We start from the raw sequence: 21,835 nt of genomic DNA, 5'->3' as shown, positions 1-21,835 counted from the left end.
CGCTTGTGGCTTAAAGCTTTGGTTAACTGTCCAGCGCCTTGTACTTCTCGCGCAGGTGGTTACGGATCCACACCGCCGACAGGTTGAGCGTGGCGATCACCAGCACCAGCAGCAGCGCCGTGGCGTACACCAGCGGCCGCGCGGCTTCGACGTTGGGGCTCTGGAAGCCGACGTCATAAATATGGAAGCCCAGGTGCATGATCTTCTGGTCCAGGTGCAGGTACGGGTAGTTGCCATCCAGCGGCAGCGACGGCGCCAGCTTGACCACACCCACCAGCATCAGCGGCGCCACTTCACCCGCGGCGCGGGCCACGGCGAGGATCATGCCGGTCATCATCGCCGGGCTGGCCATGGGCAGCACGATCTTCCACAAGGTTTCCGCCTTGGTCGCACCCAGGGCCAACGAGCCCTCGCGCACGGTGCGGGGGATCCGCGCCAGGCCTTCTTCAGTGGCCACGATCACCACCGGCACCGCCAGCAGGGCCAGGGTCAGGGAGGCCCAGAGCAGGCCCGGGGTGCCGAAGGTCGGCGCCGGCAGGGCTTCGGGGAAGAACAGGCGGTCAACCGAACCACCCAGCACATAGACAAAGAAGCCGAGGCCGAACACACCGTAGACGATGGCCGGGACACCGGCCAGGTTGTTCACGGCAATGCGGATGACCCGGGTCAGGGTGTTCTGCTTGGCGTATTCACGCAGGTAGACCGCAGCCAGCACACCAAACGGGGTGACGATCATGGCCATGATCAGGGTCATCATCACGGTGCCGAAAATCGCCGGGAAGATCCCGCCTTCGGTGTTGGCTTCCCGTGGGTCGTCGCTGAGGAACTCCCAGACCTTGCTGAAGTAGAAGCCGATCTTGGTCAGGGTGCCCATGGCGTTCGGCTGATAGGCGTGCACCACCTTGCCCAGGCTGATTTCCAGCTCTTTGCCGTTGGCATCGCGGGCGGTCAGGCTGTCGCGATTGAACTGTGCGTGCAGGTCACCCAGGCGCGCCTCGACGTCCTGATAACGGGCATTGAGTTCGGCGCGCTCGGCGTCCATGTCGGCCTGGGCGGCGGCGTCCATCTTGCCGTCCAGCTCCAGTTTGCGACCGTGCAGGCGGATGCGTTCGAGGCCGGCGTTGATCGCGCCGATGTCGGACTTTTCCAGGCTCTTGAGCTGGGCCGCCAGCTTGTTCACCCGCTCGATCCGCGCTTGCAGCTCGGGCCAGGCGGCTTCGCCCTCGGCGATCACCTTACCGTCCTGTTTGACGTTGACCAGGTAGCCGTAGAAATTGCCCCACTCGCGGCGCTCGATCGCCATCAGCTCTGGCGGCGTGGTCTGGTTGGTCAGCCAATCGCCGACGATCCACGTGAAGTCGTTGCCGTTCAAGTCACGGTTGCCGACCTTGATCAGCTCCCGGGTCATGAATTCCGGGCCCTGGTCGGGCACCGGCAGGCCGGCGCTTTTCAGGCGCGCGCGGGGCACTTCTTCTTTCTGCACCACCTCGCCGATGACCAGGTGGTTAGCCTGGCCCGGCACATCGTAATTGGCGTGGATCAGGTCCGCTGGCCAGAAATGGCCCAGCCCGCGCACCGCGATTACCGCCAGCAAACCGATGGTCATGATGACCGCGATGGACACCGCACCACCGCTGATCCAGACGCCTGGGGCGCCGCTCTTGAACCAGCCTTTTAGGGAGTTCTGTTTCACAGACTTCTACCTTTCTTAAAGCGACGAGTATTTCTTGCGCAGACGCTGACGGATCAGCTCGGCGAGGGTGTTCATGACGAAGGTGAACAGCAGCAGCACCAGCGCCGAGAGGAAGAGCACGCGGTAGTGGCTGCCGCCGACTTCCGATTCGGGCATTTCCACCGCGACGTTGGCGGCCAGGGTGCGCAGGCCTTCGAACAGGTTCATTTCCATGACCGGGGTGTTGCCGGTGGCCATCAGCACGATCATGGTTTCACCGACCGCACGGCCCATGCCGATCATCAGCGCCGAGAAGATGCCCGGGCTGGCGGTCAGGATCACCACGCGGGTCATGGTCTGCCACGGCGTGGCGCCCAGGGCCAGGGAGCCCAGGGTCAGGCCGCGCGGCACGCTGAACACGGCGTCTTCGGCGATGGAGTAGATGTTCGGGATCACCGCGAAGCCCATGGCCAGGCCGACCACCAGGGCGTTGCGCTGGTCGTAGGTGATGCCCAGGTCGTGGGAGATCCACATGCGCATGTCGCCGCCGAAGAACCAGTTCTCCATGAACGGGCTCATGTACAGCGAGAGCCAGCCCACAAACAGGATCACCGGAATCAGGATCGCGCTTTCCCAGCCATCCGGGACTTTCAGGCGGATCGATTCAGGCAGGCGGTTGAAGACAAAGCCGGCCACCAGGATGCCAATCGGCAGCAGCATCAGCAGGCTGAAGATGCCCGGCAAATGGCCTTCGACATAGGGCGCGAGGAACAGGCCGGCGAAGAAGCCGAGAATCACCGTCGGCATCGCTTCCATCAGTTCGATCACCGGCTTGACCTTGCGGCGCAGGCTCGGGGCCATGAAGTAAGCGGTGTAGATGGCGGCGGCAACCGCCAGCGGCGCGGCCAGGAGCATGGCGTAGAACGCGGCCTTCAGGGTGCCGAAGGTCAGGGGCGCGAGGCTCATCTTGGGTTCGAAATCGGTGTTGGCCGCGGTCGATTGCCAGACGTATTTAGGCTCGTCGTAGTTTTCGTACCAGACCTTGCTCCACAGCGCGCTCCAGGACACTTCCGGGTGCGGGTTGTCGAGCAGCAGCGGTTGCAGCTTGCCACCGGCTTCGACGATAACCCGGTTGGCCCGTGGCGACAGGCCGAAAATGCCCTGGCCATCGACCACCTGGTCCACCAGCAGGGTGCGGTGCGCGGTGCTGTGGAACACGCCGAGCTTGCCCGAGGCATCCAGGGCCACGAAGCCTTTGCGGCGTTCTTCAGCGGTGATTTCAACGATCGGCGCAGTGCCCATCTCAAAGGTGCGGATCTGCTTCAAGCGCAGCTCGCCGTCCGGGTCGCGGGCCATGAACCACTGGGCCAGGCCGCCTTTGGAGGTCCCGATAATCAGCGAGATGCCGCCCACCAGCTGGGTGCTGGCCGTCACTTCGGCGGTGCCGTCTTCCAGCAGTTTGTAGCGACCGTTGAGGCTCTTGTCGCGCAGGCTGAAGACATCGGCCTGGGCGCGACCATTGATCACATACAGCCACTGCTGACGCGGGTCGATGTACATCGCCTTGACCGCCTCGGTCATCTGCGGCAGCTCGATGCGCTTCTGCTCGCTGGTGACTTCCCCGGTCATCATGTTTTCTTCGCGGGTCAGCTGCAGCACATGCAGCTGCGCACCGCTGGAGCCGGCAACGACCAGCGCCGAGTCGGTGGCGTTGAGGTTGACGTGATCCAGCGCCCCGCCCTGCTCGTTGAGCACGATCGGGGTTTCACCGTAGGGGAACTCGACAGCCGGCGAGATGGTTTTCTTGCCGTCCGGGTAGGTGACCTTATAGGTGTGGCGGAACACCAGGGCCTGGCCATTGGACAGGCCGACCACCACCAGCGGGCTGCCGGGTTGGTCCTTGCCGATGGAGCTCACGCTGACCCCGGCCGGGATCGGCAGGTCGACGCGGCGCAGCTCGGCGCCACTGTCGATGTCGAAGAACAGCGCCTGGCCCTTGTCGGAAACCCGCATGCCGACCTGGTTCTGCTCTTCCAGGGCGAACAGCAGCGGCTTGCCGGCATCCTGCATCCAGGCCGGAGCCAGGGGCTCCTTGGCGGTCAGGTCGGCGCCCTGGAACAGCGGCATCACCACGTAGGCCAGGAAGAAGAAGATCAGGGTAATCGCCCCCAGCACGGCCAGGCCGCCAATAAGGACGTACCAGCGGGTCAGGCGGTCTTTGAGCGCGCGGATGCGGCGCTTGCGTTGCAACTCAGGCGTATTGAAGTCAATGCGCTTGGGGGGAGAAGTCGTAGTCATGGGGGAATTGGCCAGATCATTCATGCGCACACCCTAGCGATCCTGTATGACAGAAAGATGACAATGCAGTGACGCAACAAATCCGCCGCCGAGCAGGGCTGGCAGCAGACAAAAAATTGGGGGGTGCAGGAGCCGCTTTGCGGGAGGGCCAGACGCCCTCCTTCGGCTCCTGCACAAGGCCTGGGCCTTGGGTGTTACTTCTGGGCGACCGAGCCGCCTTCCTGCAGACCCAGGTCAGCCAGGGCCTTGGCGGCTACTTTGGCTGGCAGTGGGATGTAACCGTCTTTCACGACCACTTCCTGACCCTGTTTGGACAGGACCAGTTTCACGAACTCGGCTTCCAGCGGGGCCAGAGGCTTGTTCGGGGCCTTGTTGACGTAAACGTAGAGGAAGCGCGACAGCGGGTACTTGCCGTTCAGGGCGTTTTCTTCGGTGTCTTCGATGAAGTCGGTGCTGCCTTTCTTGGCCAGGGCCACGGTCTTCACGCTGGCGGTCTTGTAGCCGATGCCCGAGTAACCGATGCCGTTCAGCGAAGAGCTGATGGACTGCACGACCGAAGCCGAGCCTGGTTGTTCGTTGACGTTAGGCTTGTAGTCGCCTTTGCACAGGGCTTCTTCCTTGAAGTAGCCGTAGGTGCCGGAAACCGAGTTGCGGCCGAACAGTTGCACTGGCTTGTTGGCCAGGTCGCCCTTCACGCCCAGGTCGCCCCAGGTCTTGACGTCTTCCTTGGCACCGCACAGGCGAGTCGAGGAGAAAATCGCGTCAACCTGTTCCATGGTCAGGTGCTGGATCGGGTTGTCCTTGTGCACGAACACGGCCAGGGCATCCACGGCAACCGGGATGGCGGTTGGCTTGTAGCCGTACTTCTGCTCGAAGGCAGCCAGTTCGGTGTCCTTCATCTTGCGGCTCATCGGGCCCAGGTTGGAGGTGCCTTCAGTCAGCGCAGGAGGCGCAGTGGCGGAGCCGGCGGCTTGAATCTGGATGTTGACGTTCGGGTATTCTTTTTTGTAGTTCTCGGCCCACAGGGTCATCAGGTTCGCCAAAGTATCGGAACCGACGCTGGACAGGTTGCCCGACACACCAGTGGTCTTGGTGTAGCTCGGGATAGCAGGGTCAACAGCGGCAACCGCGTGGGCAGTGGCAACGCCAGCAGCGACAAAAGTCATTGCCGCCATCAAACGCTTCAGTTTCATGCCTTACTCCTAGCAGATAGGGGGTGTTAAGTCGGGGCCAAGTATCTGTAGGCCGTGTGAACACTCTATGACTGGAATATGACAATTAGATGAAAGGCCAGCATTCCGGGGAGGAAGGCTGGCCTTTATTTGCGCGGGGGTGAAAACGTGAAACGGCTAGCGGCATGCCGGCCGTGAGCGACACGGCCGGCGCCAGGCGGGGCACAGGGAGCCCCGCCGGGAAGAGGCCATCAGCGGCCTTTTTTCCACAGGTACAGGCCCACCACCATCCCCAGGCTGCAAAGAATTGCAACATAGTAGGCCGGGCCCATCGGGCTGCCCTTGAGCAACCAGGTCACCGCCATCGGCGTCAGGCCACCGAAGATCGCGTAGGCCAGGTTGTAGGAAAACGACAAGCCGCTGAAACGCACCACGGCCGGGAACGCCTTGACCATCACATAGGGCACCGCGCCGATGGTGCCGACGAACAAACCGGTCAGCGCGTACAGCGGGAACAGCCATTGCGGGTGGTCCATCAGGCTGTGATAGAAGGTCCAGGAGCTGACCAACAACAGGCCGCTGCCCACCACGAATACCCGCCCGGCACCGAAACGGTCGGCCAGGGCCCCCGAGGCGATGCAGCCCAGGCTCAGGAACACGATGGCCAGGCTGTTGGCCTGAAGCGCAGTGGTCGGCGAGAAGTGATAGATGGTCTGCAGGAAGGTCGGGGTCATCAGGATCACCACGATGATCCCGGCCGAGAGCAGCCAGGTCAGCAGCATGGAGACCAGGATCGCGCCCCGGTGATCACGCAATACCGCGCGCAACGGCACTTCCGCCGCCAGCGCCTTGCGCTCCTGCAGCTCGGCGAACACCGGCGTCTCGTGCAACCAGCGGCGCAGGTACACCGAGAACAGACCGAAAACCCCACCCAGCAGGAACGGGATCCGCCAGGCGTAATCGGCCACTTCGACCGGGGTGTAGATACTGTTGATCGCGGTGGCGACCAGCGAGCCCAGCAGGATGCCGGCCGTGAGGCCCGAGGTCAGGGTGCCGCAGGCATAACCCATGTGCCGCTGGGGCACATGCTCGGAAACGAACACCCAGGCGCCCGGCACTTCACCGCCGATGGCCGCGCCCTGGATCACGCGCATCACCAGCAACAGGATCGGCGCCCACATGCCGATCTGCGCGTAGGTGGGCAGCAGGCCCATGATCAGGGTCGGCACGGCCATCATGAAAATGCTCAGGGTGAACATCTTCTTGCGCCCCAGCAGGTCGCCGAAGTGCGCCATCACGATCCCGCCCAGGGGCCGCGCCAGGTAACCGGCGGCAAAAATGCCGAAGGTCTGCATCAGGCGCAGCCATTCAGGCATGTCGGGCGGGAAGAACAACTTGCCCACCACCGTGGCGAAGAACACGAAAATGATGAAATCGTAGAACTCCAGCGCGCCGCCCAAAGCGGACAGCGACAGGGTCTTGTAGTCGTTGCGGGTCAACGGGCGGGCGGGTTGCGCTGGCTGCGCAATGCTCGAGGGCACAGTGGTCATGGCAAGGGCTTCTCTTATAGGCGGTTCTGAAGCCTCAACAGCGCTGGTTGGGGCCTGGCAGGTGGGGCACGATAGCAAATTGTTCGAAAATGCACATTCTGAACGCCACATCCGGCGCTTGAGGGTGCCCTGCGGACACCACGTCGCGCCTGGCCAGAATTCCTCATGTTGTTATTAGGGTCTGTTGACGTTTGCTGACAGGCCGCGACGGTGGCCAAGCGTCAACAGCCCCTGGTATCGGGAACCACAGGAAAGCCACGAAATACTGAGGTTGCCGGACGAACAGGCACAATGGCCAAAACCCTCAATCTGGATGACTGGTTTGACCAAGATTCAGGCGCTTGAGCCCGCGTGTCAGGGCGTGATCAAAAAACTTTCAGGAAGATGCCGCCATTGGGCGGCAAAATGAGAACCTGACGGTCGTCGCGGAGTCTATCGACCGATATACTCGCGGACCTCGGAGCCAAAACCCGCTCCTGGCAAGGGTTGCTGTGCGAAAACGTCGTTGGCCCCTCAAGCGGCAGCAGAATCAGCCGATTTCGCAGAGTATCCCTTTAGCACGCCTTACGAAGAACGTGACGAACGTAGTATGTTCGGGCTGAATCGTTTTTCCTCAAGACGGCTATTCACCTGCAGCAAACACGAAGAGTCATGGGTCAGAGGCACCCCCGAGATGATAGAACTCGAACAAGAAGATCCGATCCCGCAAGGCGACCTGGCCCTGCAAATCACCGCACTCCCCCGCGAAACCAACGGCTTTGGCGATATTTTCGGCGGCTGGCTGGTGGCGCAGATGGACCTCGCCGGCACGGCCATGGCCAGCCGCGTAGCCGGTGGCCGGGTGGCGACGGTGGCCATTGATCGCATGGCGTTCCTGGTGCCGGTCGCGGTCGGCGCGCAGTTGTCCTTCTATACCCAGACCCTGGAAATCGGCCGCAGCTCGATCCAGATGATGGTCGAAGTGTGGAGCGACGACCCGCTGTCCAGCGAATGGCGCAAGGTCACCGAGGCGGTGTTCGTATTCGTCGCCATCGACGGCAGCGGCCGCACCCGCTCGGTTCCACCCAGAGCCCGCTGATAGCCCGCGTTAAACCCGAGGGGCGTTGCGCGGTCCAAAGCAGCCCCACTCCTGAACGAGAACCGTCGCATGCCAAGCCCTCACGTCGAGACCGTCAAACTGGATGAGCTGAACTGCTGGCGCATCCGCCACGGTCAGGCCGAATTGCTGGTGGCCCAGCAAGGCGCGCACATCCTCAGCTATCAACTGGCCGGGCAACCGCCGCTGATCTGGCTCAACGACGAGGCGGTGTTCAAGGCCGGCAAAAGCATTCGTGCCGGGGTTCCGGTGTGCTGGCCGTGGTTCGGCAACCTGGCGCGCAACCCGCAAAGCGTTCAAGACATGCGCCAGAGCAACGACCCCGCCCCGGCCCACGGCCTGGTACGGGCCACCGACTGGGAACTGCTGGGGATCGAAACCCAGGGCCAGAGCCTGGTGGTGGAGTTGGTGCTGCCAATGCCTCAAGGCGGGCTGCCGGGCTGGCCGCACCCGGTCGACCTGAAGCTGTCGATTCGCCTGGACGAGCAACTGCACATCAGCTTGACCAGCCATAACCGCGGCACCGAGAGCGTCAGCATCAGCCAGGCGCTGCACAGCTACTTTGCGGTCAGCGATGTGCGTCAGGTGCATGTCGAGGGGCTGGACGGGCTGGACTACATCGAAACCCTGGATGACTGGAAGACCGTGCCCCAGGCCGGCGACCTGCATTTTACCGGCGAGACCGATCGCATCTACCTCAACACCCCGCCGCAGTTGAGCATTGTCGATCCGGCGTGGCAGCGGCGCATCCAACTGACCAGCAGCGGCTCACGCTCGGCGGTGATCTGGAACCCCTGGATCGACCGCGCCGCCCAGTTCAGCGACATGGCCGCCGATGGCTGGCAACGCATGCTGTGCATCGAAACCGCCAACGTGATGAATGACGTGGTGACCCTGGCACCGGGTGCCAGCCACACCCTGGGTGTGAGCATCAGCAGCGCTGCGCTCTGATCGAGCGGCAGTCGGCTCCCTCTTCAAGTGAGGGAGCTGACAGATCAGCTGAACGTCCAGCAGCCTACAAATCCGATTCCTTGACCACCCGCACCTTCGCCGCATCCAGGGCATAGGCGGCGTCGGCCAGGTCGTTGTTGACCTTCTCCACCTTCAGCGTGCCGGTGACCCACAGCGGGGTGTAGATATCGTCCAGCTTCAGGCCTTTGGGAAAGCGCACCAGCACCAGTTGGTTCGGCGGCGGTGGCGGTACGTGGATGCACGCCCCCGGGTACGGCACCAGGAAAAACAGCGTGCTGCGACCCTTGGCATCGGCCTCCAGCGGCACCGGGTAACCACCGATGCGGATGTCCTTGCCGTTCATCGCAGCCACGGTCTTGGTTGAATACATGACCGCCGGCAAACCCTTGCTCTGCTTCAGGCCACCCTTGTCGGTAAAGGTGCCATTGGCTTCGGGGGAGTTGTGGTCGATTTCCGGCATCTGCTCGAGGGCTTTCTGGTCCGACTTGGGCATCAGTTCCAGCCAGTCGGTTTCCGGCAGTTCAGCGGCCTGGGCCAGGCCGCTGCCCAGCAAAACAAGAGTCAATAAAAGACGGCGCATGGAGGGGCTCGATCAGGGAGGGACGTTGCGTCGCCGAGCATTCTAGCCCTCCCGGCCTGCGCAGCAGAGAGGGTTTCGTCGCAGAATCAGTTCTTTTTGATCAGGCCGTAGATCACCAGCAACACGATCGCGCCGACCAGTGCACCGATAAAGCCCGCACCTTGACCGGCCTGGTAGATACCCAGTGCCTGACCACCGTAGGTGGCTGCCAGCGAGCCGCCGATGCCCAGCAGGATGGTCATGATCCAGCCCATGCTGTCATCGCCAGGCTTGAGGAAGCGTGCCAGCAGGCCGACGATCAAGCCGATAAAAATGGTTCCGATAATTCCCATGGCATTTCCTCTGTGTGGGTAGGTACGCCAAAGCCTAGTCAGCACTTTGGCATCCTGCCATCAGAGAACGGCGGCGAACGAAGGTTCCCGCCGGCACCCGGGATTTGTTACTCGGCGATCAGCGCCTGGACCTTGAGGATCTGCGCCTGAAGGGTCGCCAGGTCCTTGCAACGCAGGTTGGCATGACCCACCTTGCGCCCGGCCTTGAAGGCCTTGCCGTAGTGATGCAGGTGGCAGTCGTCGATGGCGATGACCTTGTCCACCGGCGGCACTTCACCGATGAAGTTGAGCATGGCGCTCTCGCCAACCTTGGCGGTCGAACCCAGCGGCAAGCCGGCCACGGCCCGCAGGTGGTTTTCGAACTGGCTGCACTCGGCACCTTCGGTGGTCCAGTGCCCGGAGTTGTGCACGCGCGGGGCGATTTCGTTGGCCTTGAGGCCACCGTCGACTTCAAAGAACTCGAACGCCATCACGCCGACGTAATCCAGTTGCTTGAGCACGCGGCTCGAGTAGTCCTCGGCCAGGGCCTGCAATGGGTGGTCGGTACTGGCCACGGACAGCTTGAGAATGCCACTGTCGTGGGTGTTGTGCACCAGCGGGTAGAACCGGGTTTCACCATCGCGGGCACGCACGGCGATCAGCGAGACTTCACCAGTGAACGGCACGAAGCCTTCCAGCAGGCAGGCGACGCTGCCCAGTTCGGCAAAGGTGCCGACCACGTCTTCAGGTTTGCGCAGGACTTTCTGGCCCTTGCCGTCGTAACCCAGGGTGCGGGTTTTCAATACAGCCGGCAGGCCGATGGCGGCTACCGCGGCGTCCAGGTCGGCTTGCGACTGGATGTCGGCGAACGCCGGGGTGGGAATCCCCAGGTCCTTGAACATGCTCTTTTCGAACCAGCGATCGCGGGCGATGCGCAGGGCTTCGGCGCTCGGGTAGACCGGGACGAATTGCGAAAGGAAGGCCACAGTCTCGGCCGGCACGCTTTCGAACTCGAAGGTCACCAGGTCCACTTCATCGGCCAGTTGGCGCAGGTGGTCCTGATCGCCGTAATCGGCTCGCAGGTGTTCGCCCAATGCCGCGGCACAGGCGTCTGGCGCCGGGTCCAGGAAAGCGAAGTTCATCCCCAGCGGCGTACCCGCCAGGGCCAACATGCGGCCCAACTGGCCGCCACCGATTACACCGATCTTCATCGTCAAAAACCTCAGGCGACGCGTGGGTCTGGATTGTCCAGGACGCTGTCTGTCTGTTCAGCGCGGAATTTTTTCAGCACGGTATGAAATTGCGGGTGCTTGGCGCCCAGGATGCTCGCCGACAGCAGCGCGGCGTTGATCGCGCCAGCCTTGCCGATGGCCAGGGTGGCAACCGGAATGCCGGCCGGCATCTGCACGATCGACAGCAGGGAATCGACGCCCGAGAGCATCGACGACTGCACCGGCACGCCCAGGACCGGCAGGTGGGTCTTGGCCGCACACATGCCTGGCAAGTGGGCCGCGCCGCCGGCACCGGCGATGATCACCTCGATGCCACGCGCCTCAGCCTCTTCGGCGTACTGGAACAGCAGGTCCGGGGTGCGGTGGGCAGAGACCACTTTCACCTCGTAAGGGATGCCGAGCTTTTCCAGCATATCGGCGGTGTGGCTAAGGGTGGACCAATCGGACTTGGAGCCCATGATCACGCCAACCAGTGCACTCATCGTCGTGCCTCTTCTCTCTGGGCGCCCGCAGGCGCGTCAAAAAACAACAAGCCACGCAAAATGCGTGGCTTGAATGTACGAATTATGGCCAGGCGAACCGGCCGAAGGCCGCGCAGTATACCGAAAAAGCCGCACTAAACGCACTTTCGCCGACCACCTGTCATACAAAGTATTTCCACAGTAAAACCCCGATTTTATTGACCCCAAAGTCAGTTCATCCACCCCCCAAAAACCCCGTAGCCGCTGCCGAAGGAACGCGGCTGCGCTGGCCGGATCGGGCGCCGTTGGGTGTCAGGTAAATGAGGAGGTGTTTAGGCCCGAGCCTGCGGCAGCAGCTACAGATTGATGCCATGGCGCGTTGGGGACAGGCAAAAAAAAGGGCCTGGAGAGTGATCTCCAAGCCCTCAAAAGGTGAGAGGTGTCTAGTCCCTCGACCTGGTGAGCGGTGTTGCGTCGGTTACGCCTTCAGCGGAACCAGACGGGGGGCAATCATGTTTTCCGGGCGCAGGATGTCGGCGAGCATGGCTTCGTCGAGCAGGCCTTCTTCGCGCACCAGTTCCAGCACGCCGCGGCCGCTTTCAAGGGCGATACGGGCGATGCGGGTGGCGTTTTCGTAGCCGATGTACGGGTTCAGCGCGGTGACCAGGCCGATCGAGTGCTCGACCAGTTCGCGGCAGCGCTCTTCGTTGGCGGTGATGCCGACGATGCAGTGCTCGCGCAGCATGTCCATGGCGCGTTGCAGCAGGCGGATCGAGTCGAAGATCTTGAATGCGATCAGCGGCTCCATCACGTTCAGTTGCAGCTGGCCGCCTTCGGCCGCGATGGTCAGGGCCAGGTCGTTGCCGATGATCTGGAACGCCACCTGGTTGACCGCTTCCGGGATAACCGGGTTGACCTTGCCGGGCATGATCGAGCTGCCGGGCTGACGCGCTGGCAGGTTGATCTCGTTGATCCCGGTACGTGGGCCGCTGGACAGCAGGCGCAGGTCGTTGCAGATCTTCGACAGCTTGACCGCGGTGCGCTTGAGCATGCCGGAGAACAGCACGAAGGCGCCCATGTCGGAGGTGGCTTCGATCAGGTCGGCGGCCGGCACCAGCGGGTGACCGCTGATGGTTGCCAGGCGCTGTACGGCCAGGTGCTGGTAACGCGGGTCGGCGTTGATGCCGGTACCGATGGCGGTGCCGCCCAGGTTGACTTCGGTCAGCAGCTCCGGAGCCAGGGTCTTCAGGCGTGCCAGGTCTTCACCCAGGGTGGTGGCGAAGGCGCGGAATTCCTGGCCGAGGGTCATCGGCACGGCGTCTTGCAGCTGGGTGCGGCCCATCTTCAGGACGTGGTTGAATTCTTGACCCTTGGCTGCGAACGCCTGGATCAGGCTGTCGAGGCTGGCGAGCATGGCGTCGTGGCCCAGCAGCAGACCCAGGCGGATCGCGGTCGGGTAGGCGTCGTTGGTCGACTGCGCCATGTTCACGTCGTTGTTCGGGTGCAGGTACTGGTACTCGCCCTTGCTGTGGCCCATGGCCTCCAGCGCGATGTTGGCGATGACTTCGTTGGCATTCATGTTGGTCGAAGTGCCAGCGCCGCCTTGAATCATGTCCACCACGAACTCTTCGTGGAAATCGCCGCGGATCAGACGGGCACAGGCTTCGCTGATGGCAGCGTGCTTGGCTTCACTCAGATGACCCAGCTCGCGGTTAGCGTCAGCGGCGGCCTGCTTGACCATCGCCAGGCCGACAACCAGCTTGGGGTAGTGCGAAATCGGAACGCCAGAGAGACGGAAGTTATTCACCGCTCGCAGGGTCTGGATGCCGTAATACGCTTGAGCCGGTACTTCGAGTACGCCAAGCAGGTCTTTTTCTGTGCGGAATGATGCAGCGGAGGACATGATAGAAATCATCTCAATATGGACCCGGTCTGTGCCGGAACGCTTCGAATGCTAGGCCTACAGGCAATTTAGGGCCAATGCTGTTAAACACTGCCCTATGCATAAACGGCATAATGCCCATGTGACGCCGCGTGTGCGGCGAGCGTGTGACCTAAAATGGTGCGTGTCCGGGAGGACGTGATGAATCTGGAAAGCAAATGGCTCGAGGACTTCAGTGCCCTGGCCGCCACCCGCAGCTTCTCGCAGGCCGCCGAACGGCGCTTCGTGACCCAGCCCGCCTTCAGCCGACGGATCCGCAGCCTGGAGTCGGCGCTGGGCCTGACCCTGGTCAACCGCTCCCGCACGCCCATCGAGCTGACGGCCGCCGGGCAGCTGTTCCTGGTGACCGCGCGCACCGTGGTCGAGCAACTGGGTGAAGTGCTGCGGCATTTGCATCACCTGGAAGGCGGCCAGGGCGAGGTGATGCAGGTCGCGGCCGCGCACTCCCTGGCGCTGGGGTTCTTCCCGCGCTGGATCGCGCAACTGCGCAACGAAGGCCTGAACATCGCCACGCGGCTGGTGGCGACCAACGTCGGCGACGCGGTGCATGCCCTGCGTGAAGGCGGTTGCGACCTGATGCTGGCCTTCTATGACCCGGACGCCGCCATGCAGATGGACTCGGAAATCTTCCCCTCGCTGCACCTGGGCCACACCGAAATGCTCCCGGTGTGCGCCGCCGGGCCGGACGGCCAGCCGCTGTTCGACCTTGAGGGCGAAGCCAGCGTGCCGCTGCTGGCCTACAGCGCCGGGGCCTTTCTCGGGCGCTCGGTGAACATGCTGCTGCGCCAGCGCGCGCTGCGTTTTACCACGGTGTACGAAACCGCCATGGCCGACAGCCTGAAAAGCATGGCCCTCGAAGGCCTGGGCATCGCCTGGGTGCCCCAATTGAGCGTGCGGGCCGAACTGGCGCGCGGCGAGCTGGTGATCTGTGGCGGTCCGCAATGGCATGTGCCGCTGGAGATTCGCCTGTACCGCTGCGCCCTGGTGCGCAAGGCCAACGTGCGCCTGCTGTGGCGCAAGCTCGAAGGCGGCGCGGCGCAAAACACCACCAGCGCCTGAGTGCGACGCCTGGCGCCCCGTGACCCCAGGGGCGCTGAAAGACACCAGCACCAACCAACGCGCAAACACGTAAACTGCCGCCCTGATCAGGTAACGGACGCCGGTTTGAACACCATGGAATTGCAGTTCAGCATCACCCCCGCCCACACCGCCGCCAGAATCGCCCCACAGCTGGCGCGCGAAATGCAGCAGCACGACCAGCACATGGGCAAGGTCACTCAGCTGCAGAATCGGCTGGCCGCCCGCCTTGTCCCGGGCCTGGTCACGGCCCTGGCGTTTGCACTGCCGCTGGCCGGCGGCCTGGCCGCGATTTACTTCCCGCAGCGCGTGTTCAGCGCTGAAAAAATCATCGCCATGCTGCTGTTCGGCCTGATCTACGGGCTGGGCTGGTGGCTTTTTTCCCGCCGCTGGCTCAAGCGCCTGCAAGACAACATCAACCTCAAGCCGATCCCGTCAGGCACGCCTTTGCGCGGGCTCAACCAACGCCTGGTGGAGGCCAAGCTGCGGATTCCACTCAAGGCCAGCGAAGGCGCCTATCGCCTGCTGCTCGACGACCAGGGCTTCACCCTGACCCACGCCAATGGCGCCACGGGCGGGCTGGCCTGGGAGCAGGTCGCGCACCTTGCGCAAAGCCCCGATTTCTATTGCCTGGCGAGCGCCGACCTGCACCGCCAGGGCAAGGCCTACAACATCCCCAAGCACAGCGACCTGATGGACCCCGACGAATACCAGCAGGGCATCGCGCTGCTGCTGGAAAAATGCCCGGTGGCCCTTGAGCCGACTTGATCCCCCCTTGCCTTGCCGCCATTGGCGCGCGGTCCGACCGCCCACACACGGAACCTGAATGCACACATCACAGCCTTCGCCCCTGCCCTCCAGAGCCGTGGCCATCCTCGGCACCGGGCACGCCCTGCCCGAGCGGATCGTCACCAGTGCCGAACTGGATAGCCAAATGGGTCTGGCAACCGGCAGCGTGGCGCGCATCAGCGGCGTGCTGCAGCGGCATGTCGCCAGTTGCGCAGACAACGCCGCCAGCCTGGGGGCCAGCGCGGCGCGCCGGGCACTGCTGGCGGCGGGAGTCGAACTGGAGCAACTGGACCTGGTGGTCTGTGCCAGCGGCACCCAGGACCAGGGCATGCCGTGCAATGCCGCGCTGCTGCACCGCGAGCTGGGCCTGGGCCAGTCAGGTATCCCGGCCCTGGACATCAACGCCAGTTGCCTGGGGTTCATTGCCGCCCTCGACACCCTGTCCTGGCCGCTGATTGCCGGGCAGTACCGACGCATCCTGCTGGTCTGCGCCGACATCGCCTCCTGCGGGCTGGACTGGCAGCAGGTCGAAGTCAGCGGCATCTTTGGCGATGGGGCCGCCGCCGTGGTATTGGGCACCAGCGACGCCGGGCCGAAGATCCTCGCCTCGCGCCTCAAGACCTTTTCCGAAGGCGCCGAGCTGTGCCAGATCCGCGCCGGCGGTTCGCGTTATCACCCGCGACGCATCGATGAACCCTTCGAGCCCCTGACCAGTTTTTCGATGCAGGGCAAAGGCGTGTTCCGCCTCGCCGCCAAACACCTGCCGAACCTGTTGGCAGAGCTGCTGAGCCAGGCCGGCCTGCAGCAAGGGCAGATCGACTGGGTGATTCCGCACCAGGCCAGCCAGCAGGCGATGCAGCACGCGGCCCGGCGCCTGGGGTTCGACTCGCGGCAGGTGATCGACATCTTTGCCCGGCACGGCAATCAGGTTGCGGCCTCCCTGCCCACGGCCCTCGACATTGCGGTACGCGACGGACGCATCCAGCGCGGGCAACGGCTGCTGCTGATCGGCACCGGCGCGGGCCTGTCCCTCGGCGGCATGATCCTGGAGTACTGATGAAAGTCCTGGTCACTGGCGGCAGCGGGTTTATCGGCAGGCATCTGGTGTGGCGGCTGGCGGCCGAAGGCTGCGAGGTGCTGTTCAGCGGACGCAATGCCCAGGCCGCCGCCGAAGTCATGGCCTTGAGCCCGGCGCCCGTGCGCTGGCTGGCCCTGGACCATGGCAGCCCCCAGGCCGAGGCGCTGCTGGCCGACGCCAGCCGGGGTTGCGACGCCATGGTGCATTGCGCGGCGCTGTCTTCGCCCTGGGGGTCGCCCCAGGCCTTTGCCCAGGCCAACCTCGACTCCACCGCCGAGGTGATCAACGCCTGCCGCGTCAATCAGGTGCGGCGCCTGGTGCACCTGTCGACGCCGAGCCTGTACTTCGACTTTCGCGACCGCCTGGGCATTCGCGAGGACCAGCCGCTGCCGCCCCCGGTGAATGACTACGCCCGCAGCAAGGCCCAGGCCGAAGTGCTGCTGGGCCAGGCCGGGCTTGACGAATGCGTGATCCTGCGACCACGGGCGGTGTTCGGCCCCTGGGACGCGACCCTGATGCCGCGCCTGCTGCGGGTGATGCAGCGCGGGGCAATTCCGCTGATGCGCGGCGGCCGGGCGCAACTGGACCTGACCTGCGTCGACAACCTGGTGCAGGCGGTGTGGCTGGCCCTGACCCGGCCGCTGCCCCGTGCGCTGTGCATCTACAACCTGAGCAACGGCACGCCGCTGAGTTTCAAGGAACTGCTGGAGAAAATGGCCCGCCAATTCGACCTGCCCCTGCGCACCCGCCGCCTGCCCTGGCCCCTGGTGCACGCCGTGGCGCACCTGCTGGAGCTCAAGGCGCGCCTGGGCAACGGCGACGAGCCGCTGATCACCCGCTACGGCGCCGGGGTCCTGGCCTTCAGCCAGACCCTGGACATCAGCGCGATCCAGCGCGAGCTGGGCTACCGCCCGGTCATCAGCCAGGAACAGGGCATCGCCCAGCACGCCCAATGGTGGCTGGCACAGCAGAGGCAACAACCATGAGCCGCCGCGTTAGCTTGAAGATCCTGCGGGCCGGCTGGTGCCAGCACCTGGAATGCATGGCCGACCGTGGCGGGCGCCTGGCGCCGGTGCAGTTTCCGGCCTTGTGCGGGCTGATCCAGCACCCGGACCACGGCTGGATGCTGTACGACACCGGCTACGCCGAGCACTTCTTCCAGGCCACCCGCGCCCTGCCAGAACGCCTGTACCGCAGCGCGGTGCCGGTGCAGTTGCCAGTGGTGGAACAGCTTGGGGCCCAGTTGCATGAGCTGGGCATCGGCCCGGCGGATATCCGCTACGTGATCATTTCCCACTTCCACGCCGACCATATCGCCGGCCTGAAGGACTTCAGCAATGCCCGTTTCATCGCCCTGGAAGCCGATTACCGGCATATTGACAGCCTGCGCGGCCAGCGTTGGCGAGCCACCCTCGGCGGGCACTTGCCGGGGTTGCTGCCGGACGACTTCAACGCCCGCCTGAACCTGGCCGAAGCCAGCCCCAGCTGCGAGTTGCCGACGTGGATGGCGCCGTTCGAACGCGGCCTGGACCTGTTCGGCGATGCCAGCCTGATCGGCGTGCCGCTGCCCGGGCACAGCGAGGGCCAACTGGGTCTGTTCATCCCCGATGCCCAGGGGCGGCCGGTGTTCCTGGTGGCCGACGCCTGCTGGTCGGTGCCGGCCTGCCGCGCCAATCGCCTGCCGGCGGCGCCGGCGCTGTGGTTTTCCAGCGCCGATCAAGGGCAATACCGACGCACCTACAGCGGTCTGGGCCAGTTGCTCCGGCGCGAACCGGCGGTGGCGGTGCTGCCGTCCCATTGCACCCGGGCCTGGGAGGCGTTCGTCGATGAACAGTGAGCGCCTGCTGAGTACGCTGCGCAGCGTGGGTTCCTTCATCCTCAGCCGCTACGGCCTGCAATTTCGCCGGCGCGACCGGCTGGAAGCCTGGCAGGCCAGGCGCCTGGCGCATTTCATGGCCCGGGTCATGCCTCAGGCCCGAGGCTTCAGCCCCCTGCCGGCGGCAACCCTCGACCGCCTGCCATTGATGGACAAGGCCACGCTGATGGGCGACTTCGCGGCCTACAACACCCGCGACCTGAGCCTGGAGCAGGTGCTGCCGCTGGCGGTCCAGGCCGAGCAGTCGCGGGACTTCAGCCCGACGCTGGGGGATATCACCGTCGGCCTGTCCAGCGGTACGTCGGGGGCCCAGGGGGTGTTTCTGGTGAGCAGCGTCGAGCGCCAGCGCTGGGCCGGTATCCTGCTGGCGCGGACCCTGCCCCGGGCGCTGTTGCCACGGTTACTGTGCCCGTGGCTGGCACCGCTGCGGATTGCCTTCTTCCTGCGGGCCAACAGCCGCCTGTACACCACCCTGGCCAGTCGCCGTATCGACTTTGCCTTTCACGACCTGACCCTGGGCCTGGCGCCGTCCTTCGAACAGTTGAACCAGCAGGATCCGGATGTGCTGGTGGCCCCGGCCACCGTGCTGCGCGGCTTGGCCCAGGCGGCCCTGGCCGGGCAGCTGCGGATTCGCCCACGGCACATTTTGTCGGTGGCCGAGGTGCTGGAAAGCGCCGACGCCGAGGCGGTATTCGCCGCGTTCGGGCGCCAGCCGCAGCAGATCTATCAGGCCAGCGAGGGCTTTCTCGGCTACACCTGCGAGGCCGGGACCCTGCACCTCAACGAGAGCCACCTGCATATCGAGCCGCAATGGCTGGATGCCGCGCAGACGCGTTTTCAGCCGATCATCACCGACTTTTCCCGGCGCACGCAGATGATCGTGCGCTACCGCCTCAACGATATTCTGCGAGTCGCTGCGGCGCCCTGCCCCTGCGGCCGCGCCGAGCGCGCCATCGCGGCGGTAGAGGGCCGAGCCGATGAAATCCTCTGGCTGCCGAGCCTCGATGGCCGGCAATTGCGAGCCCTGTATCCCGACGTGCTGCGCCGTGGCCTGCTGATGCTCGGCTCGGCCCTGGAGGAATATGAAATTCGCCAGCAGGGCCTGACCTGGCACATCAACCTGCGCACCCGGGAGCTTTACCCTGAGGTCTGCCAGCGCCTGGCCGAGGCCCTGCACCAGCTGTGCGCCGAGCAGCACCTGAGCCCGCCAGGCCTGAGCTTCGGCCACTGGCAGGCGCCGCCGCCCCAGGCCAAGCGGCGCCGGATCCAGATGCTGCAACCACCCGAGGGCTTGCCATGCATGTACTGATTCTCGGCGCCCGCGCCCCGGCGTGCCTGGAGTGGGCGCGGGCGTTCCAGCACGCCGGCTGGACCGTCACGGTGGCCGATTCCCTGGCCCAGCCCTTGAGCCGCTTCAGCCGCGCCGCCGAACACTTCGTGCGCCTGCCGGAACCCAAAGCCAACCCCCAGGCCTGGATCGACGCCCTGGCCACGCTTATCCGCCAGCAATCGGTGGACCTGCTGCTGCCGACCTGCGAAGAGGTGTTCTACCTGGCTCACGGCCTGGAGCGCCTGCGCCCGCTGTGCCGGGTGTTCACCAGCGACTTCGACCTGCTGCACCGTCTGCACCACAAGGGCGATTTCGCCGCCATGACTCAGGGCTGGGCCGTGGCAGCGCCGCCGACCCAGGTGCTGCATGACCTGGCGGCATTGCAGGCCTTGGCCGCCGAGGGCGAGAACCTGGTGCTCAAGCCGGCGTATTCGCGCTTCGCCTCCCAGACCCTGATCCGCCCGAGCGCGGCGCAACTGGCCAAGGTCCGGCCCAGCGCCGAAGCGCCCTGGGTCGCCCAGGATTTTGTCGCCGGCCAGGAATATTGCAGCTTCAGCGTGCTGGTGGACGGCCAGTTGCGCGCCCACAGCTGCTATCAGCCGCAGTACCGGGTCGGGCGTGGGTCCGGGATCTATTTCCAGGCCTGCGCGCCGCTGCCGATTCGCGCCTTCCTAGAGCAATTCGGCCGCGAAACCGGCTACACCGGCCAGGTGGGCTTCGACTTTATCGAGGATGCCCAGGGCCGTTTCCATGTCCTGGAGTGCAACCCCAGGGCCACCAGCGGCGTGCACCTGTTCGACGACCAGCGCTCGCAGCTGGTGGCGGCGTTGAGCGAGAACACCGGCGCAAACCCGCCACTCGAAGCCACCCTGGAGCCGCGCATGATCGCCCTGGCCATGCTGCTGTTGGCCGCCCCGCAACGGGCCTTGAGCCGCCCCTTCTGGAAGGACTACCAGCACGCGCGGGACGTGATCGTCCAGGATGGCGACCGCGGGCCACTGCTGGCCCAGGTGCTGAGCCTCGGCGAAATCATCGGCCGCGCCCTGACCCGCCGCTGCGGGCTGCTGGCCGCCTCCACCGCCGATATCGAGTGGAACGGCCAGCCCCTGGAGGCGCCGCGCCCATGAAGCTGCTGCTACCGGAACAATTGGCCCTGGAGCCACCAAGCCCAGGCGACAGCCACGCCCGGCAGTACGTGCGCACCTGCGCCGGCGGCGCGCTGATCGGCAACGTCAGCACCGCCCTGGCCCTGCTGGATACCGGCCGCCATCAGTTCCCGGTGAGCATCAACCACGGCCACGACCCTGTGGATAACTGCTACGTGGTCTCGCCCCAGACCGCCTACAGCGGCTACGCCCGGGAGGAGCTCCAGCGCCTGCGGCGGCCCTGGCTGGCCTGGCCCTTGAAGCTGCTGACCCAGGGCGTGGACCGGCTGCTGAGCGCGGCCAAGGTCGACCGCCTGGTGCAGGTCAACAACTGGCTGCTGTCGACCAACCTCTACCCGGCCGACTGGGACGGCGCCGAGCTGCCGGCGATCACCGACCTGCTGCGCCGGGCGTTTCCCGACCACGGCTTCGGCTTCCGCTCGCTCAACGACTTCAGCAACCTCGAACTGCGCAAGCGCCTGCAAGCCCTGGGCTACCTGGCCATTCCCAGCCGTCAGGTGTACCTGTTCGACGGCCGCGAAGGCGCGAATGCAGCCTTCCTGCGCCACCACAACACCCGCCTGGATGCCACCCTGCTGCGCCGCAGCCCTTATACGGTGGTGCCCGGCAGCCAATTGAACGAAGCCGACTTCCAGCGCATCGAGCAGCTGTACAACCTGCTCTACCTGGATAAATACAGCCGCCTCAACCCTCACTACAGCGCCCGATGGCTGCAACGCGGGCAGGCCGAAGGCTGGCTGGAACTGCGCGCCCTGCGCAACGCCGAAGGGCGCATCGACGGCGCCCTGGGCTGGTTCGCCAACAGCGCCCTGATCAGCACCCCCATCGTCGGCTACGACACCGCCCTGCCCCAGCGCGCCGGCCTGTACCGGCAACTGACCCGGCTGTGCCTGCAAGAAGCGGTGGACCGCCGGCAGGTGCTCAACTTCAGCTCCGGCGCCGCCGCCTTCAAGCGCCTGCGGGGCGGCGAACCGCAGATCGAATACAGCCTGATCCATGTCGCCCACCTGCCCTGGTCGCGGCGCCTGGTGTGGCAGTTGATGGGCCTGCTGCTGCAACGGATCGGCGTGCCCCTGATGAGGAAGCTCAAACTGTGAACAGTCACCCGGGCTGGTGGCCCGTCGCCCTGAGCCGGCAGCTGCAACGCCAACCCCTGGCCTGCACCCTGCACGGCGTGCCGCTGGTGCTGTTTCGCGACGCCGCCGGCGCCCCCGCCGTGTTGCCGGACCGCTG

Annotated in this window: 19 protein-coding genes; 10 read left to right on the top strand and 9 right to left on the bottom strand. The window is 64.8% G+C overall.

Translation table 11 applies throughout. The features are described 5' to 3' along the window. Positions 1 to 22 precede the first annotated feature (22 nt). The 4 genes from pstA to CF161_RS19230 form a co-directional block, all read right to left on the bottom strand. Positions 23 to 1,693, bottom strand: coding sequence for a phosphate ABC transporter permease PstA (pstA, locus tag CF161_RS19245; RefSeq protein WP_020298269.1), 1,671 nt, complete (start codon positions 1,691 to 1,693; stop codon positions 23 to 25). 15 nt (positions 1,694 to 1,708) lie between these two features. Next, positions 1,709 to 3,994, bottom strand: a complete 2,286-nt coding sequence (locus CF161_RS19240) for an ABC transporter permease subunit (protein WP_020298268.1) — start codon at positions 3,992 to 3,994, stop codon at positions 1,709 to 1,711. Positions 3,995 to 4,164: 170 nt separating this feature from the next. Further along, entirely contained in the window at positions 4,165 to 5,163 is a 999-nt protein-coding gene (locus CF161_RS19235) for a phosphate ABC transporter substrate-binding protein PstS (protein ID WP_020298267.1), read from the bottom strand. Positions 5,164 to 5,393: 230 nt separating this feature from the next. Next, the gene (locus CF161_RS19230; protein ID WP_020298266.1) at positions 5,394 to 6,692 is read right to left on the bottom strand and encodes an MFS transporter; all 1,299 of its coding nucleotides are present in this window, start codon (positions 6,690 to 6,692) and stop codon (positions 5,394 to 5,396) included. A 673-nt stretch (positions 6,693 to 7,365) separates the two neighbouring features. On the opposite strand from CF161_RS19230, the gene CF161_RS19225 reads away from it, so the two are divergent. After that, complete coding sequence (locus CF161_RS19225) at positions 7,366 to 7,770, top strand: acyl-CoA thioesterase (protein WP_003229628.1); 405 nt, start codon at positions 7,366 to 7,368, stop codon at positions 7,768 to 7,770. Between the two features lie 69 nt (positions 7,771 to 7,839). Then, positions 7,840 to 8,739 carry a D-hexose-6-phosphate mutarotase gene (locus tag CF161_RS19220; RefSeq protein WP_020298265.1) on the top strand — a complete coding sequence of 300 codons (900 nt, stop codon included), beginning with the start codon at positions 7,840 to 7,842 and terminating at the stop codon, positions 8,737 to 8,739. A gap of 64 nt (positions 8,740 to 8,803) precedes the next feature. Here CF161_RS19220 and CF161_RS19215 read toward each other — a convergent pair whose 3' ends face one another. The 5 genes from CF161_RS19215 to aspA form a co-directional block, all read right to left on the bottom strand. Then, on the bottom strand, positions 8,804 to 9,340 hold the full coding sequence (locus CF161_RS19215; protein ID WP_043229852.1) for a DUF3299 domain-containing protein: 537 nt from the start codon (positions 9,338 to 9,340) through the stop codon (positions 8,804 to 8,806). Positions 9,341 to 9,426: 86 nt separating this feature from the next. Next, positions 9,427 to 9,672, bottom strand: a complete 246-nt coding sequence (locus CF161_RS19210) for a GlsB/YeaQ/YmgE family stress response membrane protein (RefSeq protein ID WP_003229635.1) — start codon at positions 9,670 to 9,672, stop codon at positions 9,427 to 9,429. 107 nt (positions 9,673 to 9,779) lie between these two features. After that, on the bottom strand, positions 9,780 to 10,862 hold the full coding sequence (locus tag CF161_RS19205; protein ID WP_020298263.1) for a 5-(carboxyamino)imidazole ribonucleotide synthase: 1,083 nt from the start codon (positions 10,860 to 10,862) through the stop codon (positions 9,780 to 9,782). 11 nt (positions 10,863 to 10,873) lie between these two features. Next, on the bottom strand, positions 10,874 to 11,365 hold the full coding sequence (gene purE / locus CF161_RS19200; protein ID WP_020298262.1) for a 5-(carboxyamino)imidazole ribonucleotide mutase: 492 nt from the start codon (positions 11,363 to 11,365) through the stop codon (positions 10,874 to 10,876). A gap of 457 nt (positions 11,366 to 11,822) precedes the next feature. After that, positions 11,823 to 13,247, bottom strand: coding sequence for an aspartate ammonia-lyase (gene aspA, locus CF161_RS19195; protein WP_020298261.1), 1,425 nt, complete (start codon positions 13,245 to 13,247; stop codon positions 11,823 to 11,825). Between the two features lie 180 nt (positions 13,248 to 13,427). Here aspA and CF161_RS19190 point away from each other — a divergent pair, with 180 nt between their 5' ends. The 8 genes from CF161_RS19190 to CF161_RS19155 all read left to right on the top strand — a co-directional run bounded on the left by CF161_RS19190 (position 13,428) and on the right by CF161_RS19155 (position 21,699). Continuing rightward, positions 13,428 to 14,345 carry a LysR substrate-binding domain-containing protein gene (locus tag CF161_RS19190; RefSeq protein WP_020298260.1) on the top strand — a complete coding sequence of 306 codons (918 nt, stop codon included), beginning with the start codon at positions 13,428 to 13,430 and terminating at the stop codon, positions 14,343 to 14,345. Positions 14,346 to 14,459: 114 nt separating this feature from the next. Beyond that, a complete protein-coding gene (locus CF161_RS19185; RefSeq protein ID WP_020298259.1) occupies positions 14,460 to 15,131 on the top strand; it encodes a hypothetical protein in 672 nt (223 codons plus the stop codon). A 58-nt stretch (positions 15,132 to 15,189) separates the two neighbouring features. Further along, entirely contained in the window at positions 15,190 to 16,209 is a 1,020-nt protein-coding gene (locus tag CF161_RS19180; RefSeq protein ID WP_043229849.1) for a beta-ketoacyl-ACP synthase 3, read from the top strand. Then, positions 16,209 to 17,216, top strand: coding sequence for an NAD(P)-dependent oxidoreductase (locus CF161_RS19175; RefSeq protein WP_020298257.1), 1,008 nt, complete (start codon positions 16,209 to 16,211; stop codon positions 17,214 to 17,216). The genes CF161_RS19180 and CF161_RS19175 overlap by 1 nt, the downstream gene beginning before the upstream one ends. After that, complete coding sequence (locus CF161_RS19170; protein ID WP_043229847.1) at positions 17,213 to 18,067, top strand: MBL fold metallo-hydrolase; 855 nt, start codon at positions 17,213 to 17,215, stop codon at positions 18,065 to 18,067. The genes CF161_RS19175 and CF161_RS19170 overlap by 4 nt, the downstream gene beginning before the upstream one ends. Next, positions 18,057 to 19,415, top strand: coding sequence for a F390 synthetase-related protein (locus CF161_RS19165; protein WP_020298255.1), 1,359 nt, complete (start codon positions 18,057 to 18,059; stop codon positions 19,413 to 19,415). Before CF161_RS19170 ends, CF161_RS19165 begins: the two co-directional genes overlap by 11 nt. Next, positions 19,403 to 20,563 (top strand): hypothetical protein, encoded by a 1,161-nt coding sequence (locus CF161_RS19160; RefSeq protein WP_020298254.1) that lies wholly within the window; start codon positions 19,403 to 19,405, stop codon positions 20,561 to 20,563. The genes CF161_RS19165 and CF161_RS19160 overlap by 13 nt, the downstream gene beginning before the upstream one ends. Then, entirely contained in the window at positions 20,560 to 21,699 is a 1,140-nt protein-coding gene (locus CF161_RS19155) for a hypothetical protein (RefSeq protein WP_020298253.1), read from the top strand. The genes CF161_RS19160 and CF161_RS19155 overlap by 4 nt, the downstream gene beginning before the upstream one ends. Positions 21,700 to 21,835: the final 136 nt, after the last annotated feature.

Origin of the sequence: Pseudomonas sp. CF161, assembly GCF_000416215.1 — a bacterium.
Lineage (GTDB): Bacteria > Pseudomonadota > Gammaproteobacteria > Pseudomonadales > Pseudomonadaceae > Aquipseudomonas.
This window is presented reverse-complemented; position numbering and strand designations above follow the sequence as displayed.

Excerpts from the sequence above, each read along its gene's own strand:
- CF161_RS19240 (WP_020298268.1), bottom strand. The coding sequence starts at position 3,994 with ATGAATGATCTGGCCAATTCCCCCATGACTACGACTTCTCCCCCCAAG.
- CF161_RS19235 (WP_020298267.1), bottom strand. The coding sequence starts at position 5,163 with ATGAAACTGAAGCGTTTGATGGCGGCAATGACTTTTGTCGCTGCTGGC.
- CF161_RS19230 (WP_020298266.1), bottom strand. The coding sequence starts at position 6,692 with ATGACCACTGTGCCCTCGAGCATTGCGCAGCCAGCGCAACCCGCCCGC.
- CF161_RS19225 (WP_003229628.1), top strand. The coding sequence starts at position 7,366 with ATGATAGAACTCGAACAAGAAGATCCGATCCCGCAAGGCGACCTGGCC.
- CF161_RS19220 (WP_020298265.1), top strand. The coding sequence starts at position 7,840 with ATGCCAAGCCCTCACGTCGAGACCGTCAAACTGGATGAGCTGAACTGC.
- CF161_RS19215 (WP_043229852.1), bottom strand. The coding sequence starts at position 9,340 with ATGCGCCGTCTTTTATTGACTCTTGTTTTGCTGGGCAGCGGCCTGGCC.
- CF161_RS19210 (WP_003229635.1), bottom strand. The coding sequence starts at position 9,672 with ATGGGAATTATCGGAACCATTTTTATCGGCTTGATCGTCGGCCTGCTG.
- CF161_RS19205 (WP_020298263.1), bottom strand. The coding sequence starts at position 10,862 with ATGAAGATCGGTGTAATCGGTGGCGGCCAGTTGGGCCGCATGTTGGCC.
- purE (WP_020298262.1), bottom strand. The coding sequence starts at position 11,365 with ATGAGTGCACTGGTTGGCGTGATCATGGGCTCCAAGTCCGATTGGTCC.
- aspA (WP_020298261.1), bottom strand. The coding sequence starts at position 13,247 with ATGTCCTCCGCTGCATCATTCCGCACAGAAAAAGACCTGCTTGGCGTA.
- CF161_RS19190 (WP_020298260.1), top strand. The coding sequence starts at position 13,428 with ATGAATCTGGAAAGCAAATGGCTCGAGGACTTCAGTGCCCTGGCCGCC.
- CF161_RS19185 (WP_020298259.1), top strand. The coding sequence starts at position 14,460 with ATGGAATTGCAGTTCAGCATCACCCCCGCCCACACCGCCGCCAGAATC.
- CF161_RS19180 (WP_043229849.1), top strand. The coding sequence starts at position 15,190 with ATGCACACATCACAGCCTTCGCCCCTGCCCTCCAGAGCCGTGGCCATC.
- CF161_RS19175 (WP_020298257.1), top strand. The coding sequence starts at position 16,209 with ATGAAAGTCCTGGTCACTGGCGGCAGCGGGTTTATCGGCAGGCATCTG.
- CF161_RS19170 (WP_043229847.1), top strand. The coding sequence starts at position 17,213 with ATGAGCCGCCGCGTTAGCTTGAAGATCCTGCGGGCCGGCTGGTGCCAG.
- CF161_RS19165 (WP_020298255.1), top strand. The coding sequence starts at position 18,057 with ATGAACAGTGAGCGCCTGCTGAGTACGCTGCGCAGCGTGGGTTCCTTC.
- CF161_RS19160 (WP_020298254.1), top strand. The coding sequence starts at position 19,403 with ATGCATGTACTGATTCTCGGCGCCCGCGCCCCGGCGTGCCTGGAGTGG.
- CF161_RS19155 (WP_020298253.1), top strand. The coding sequence starts at position 20,560 with ATGAAGCTGCTGCTACCGGAACAATTGGCCCTGGAGCCACCAAGCCCA.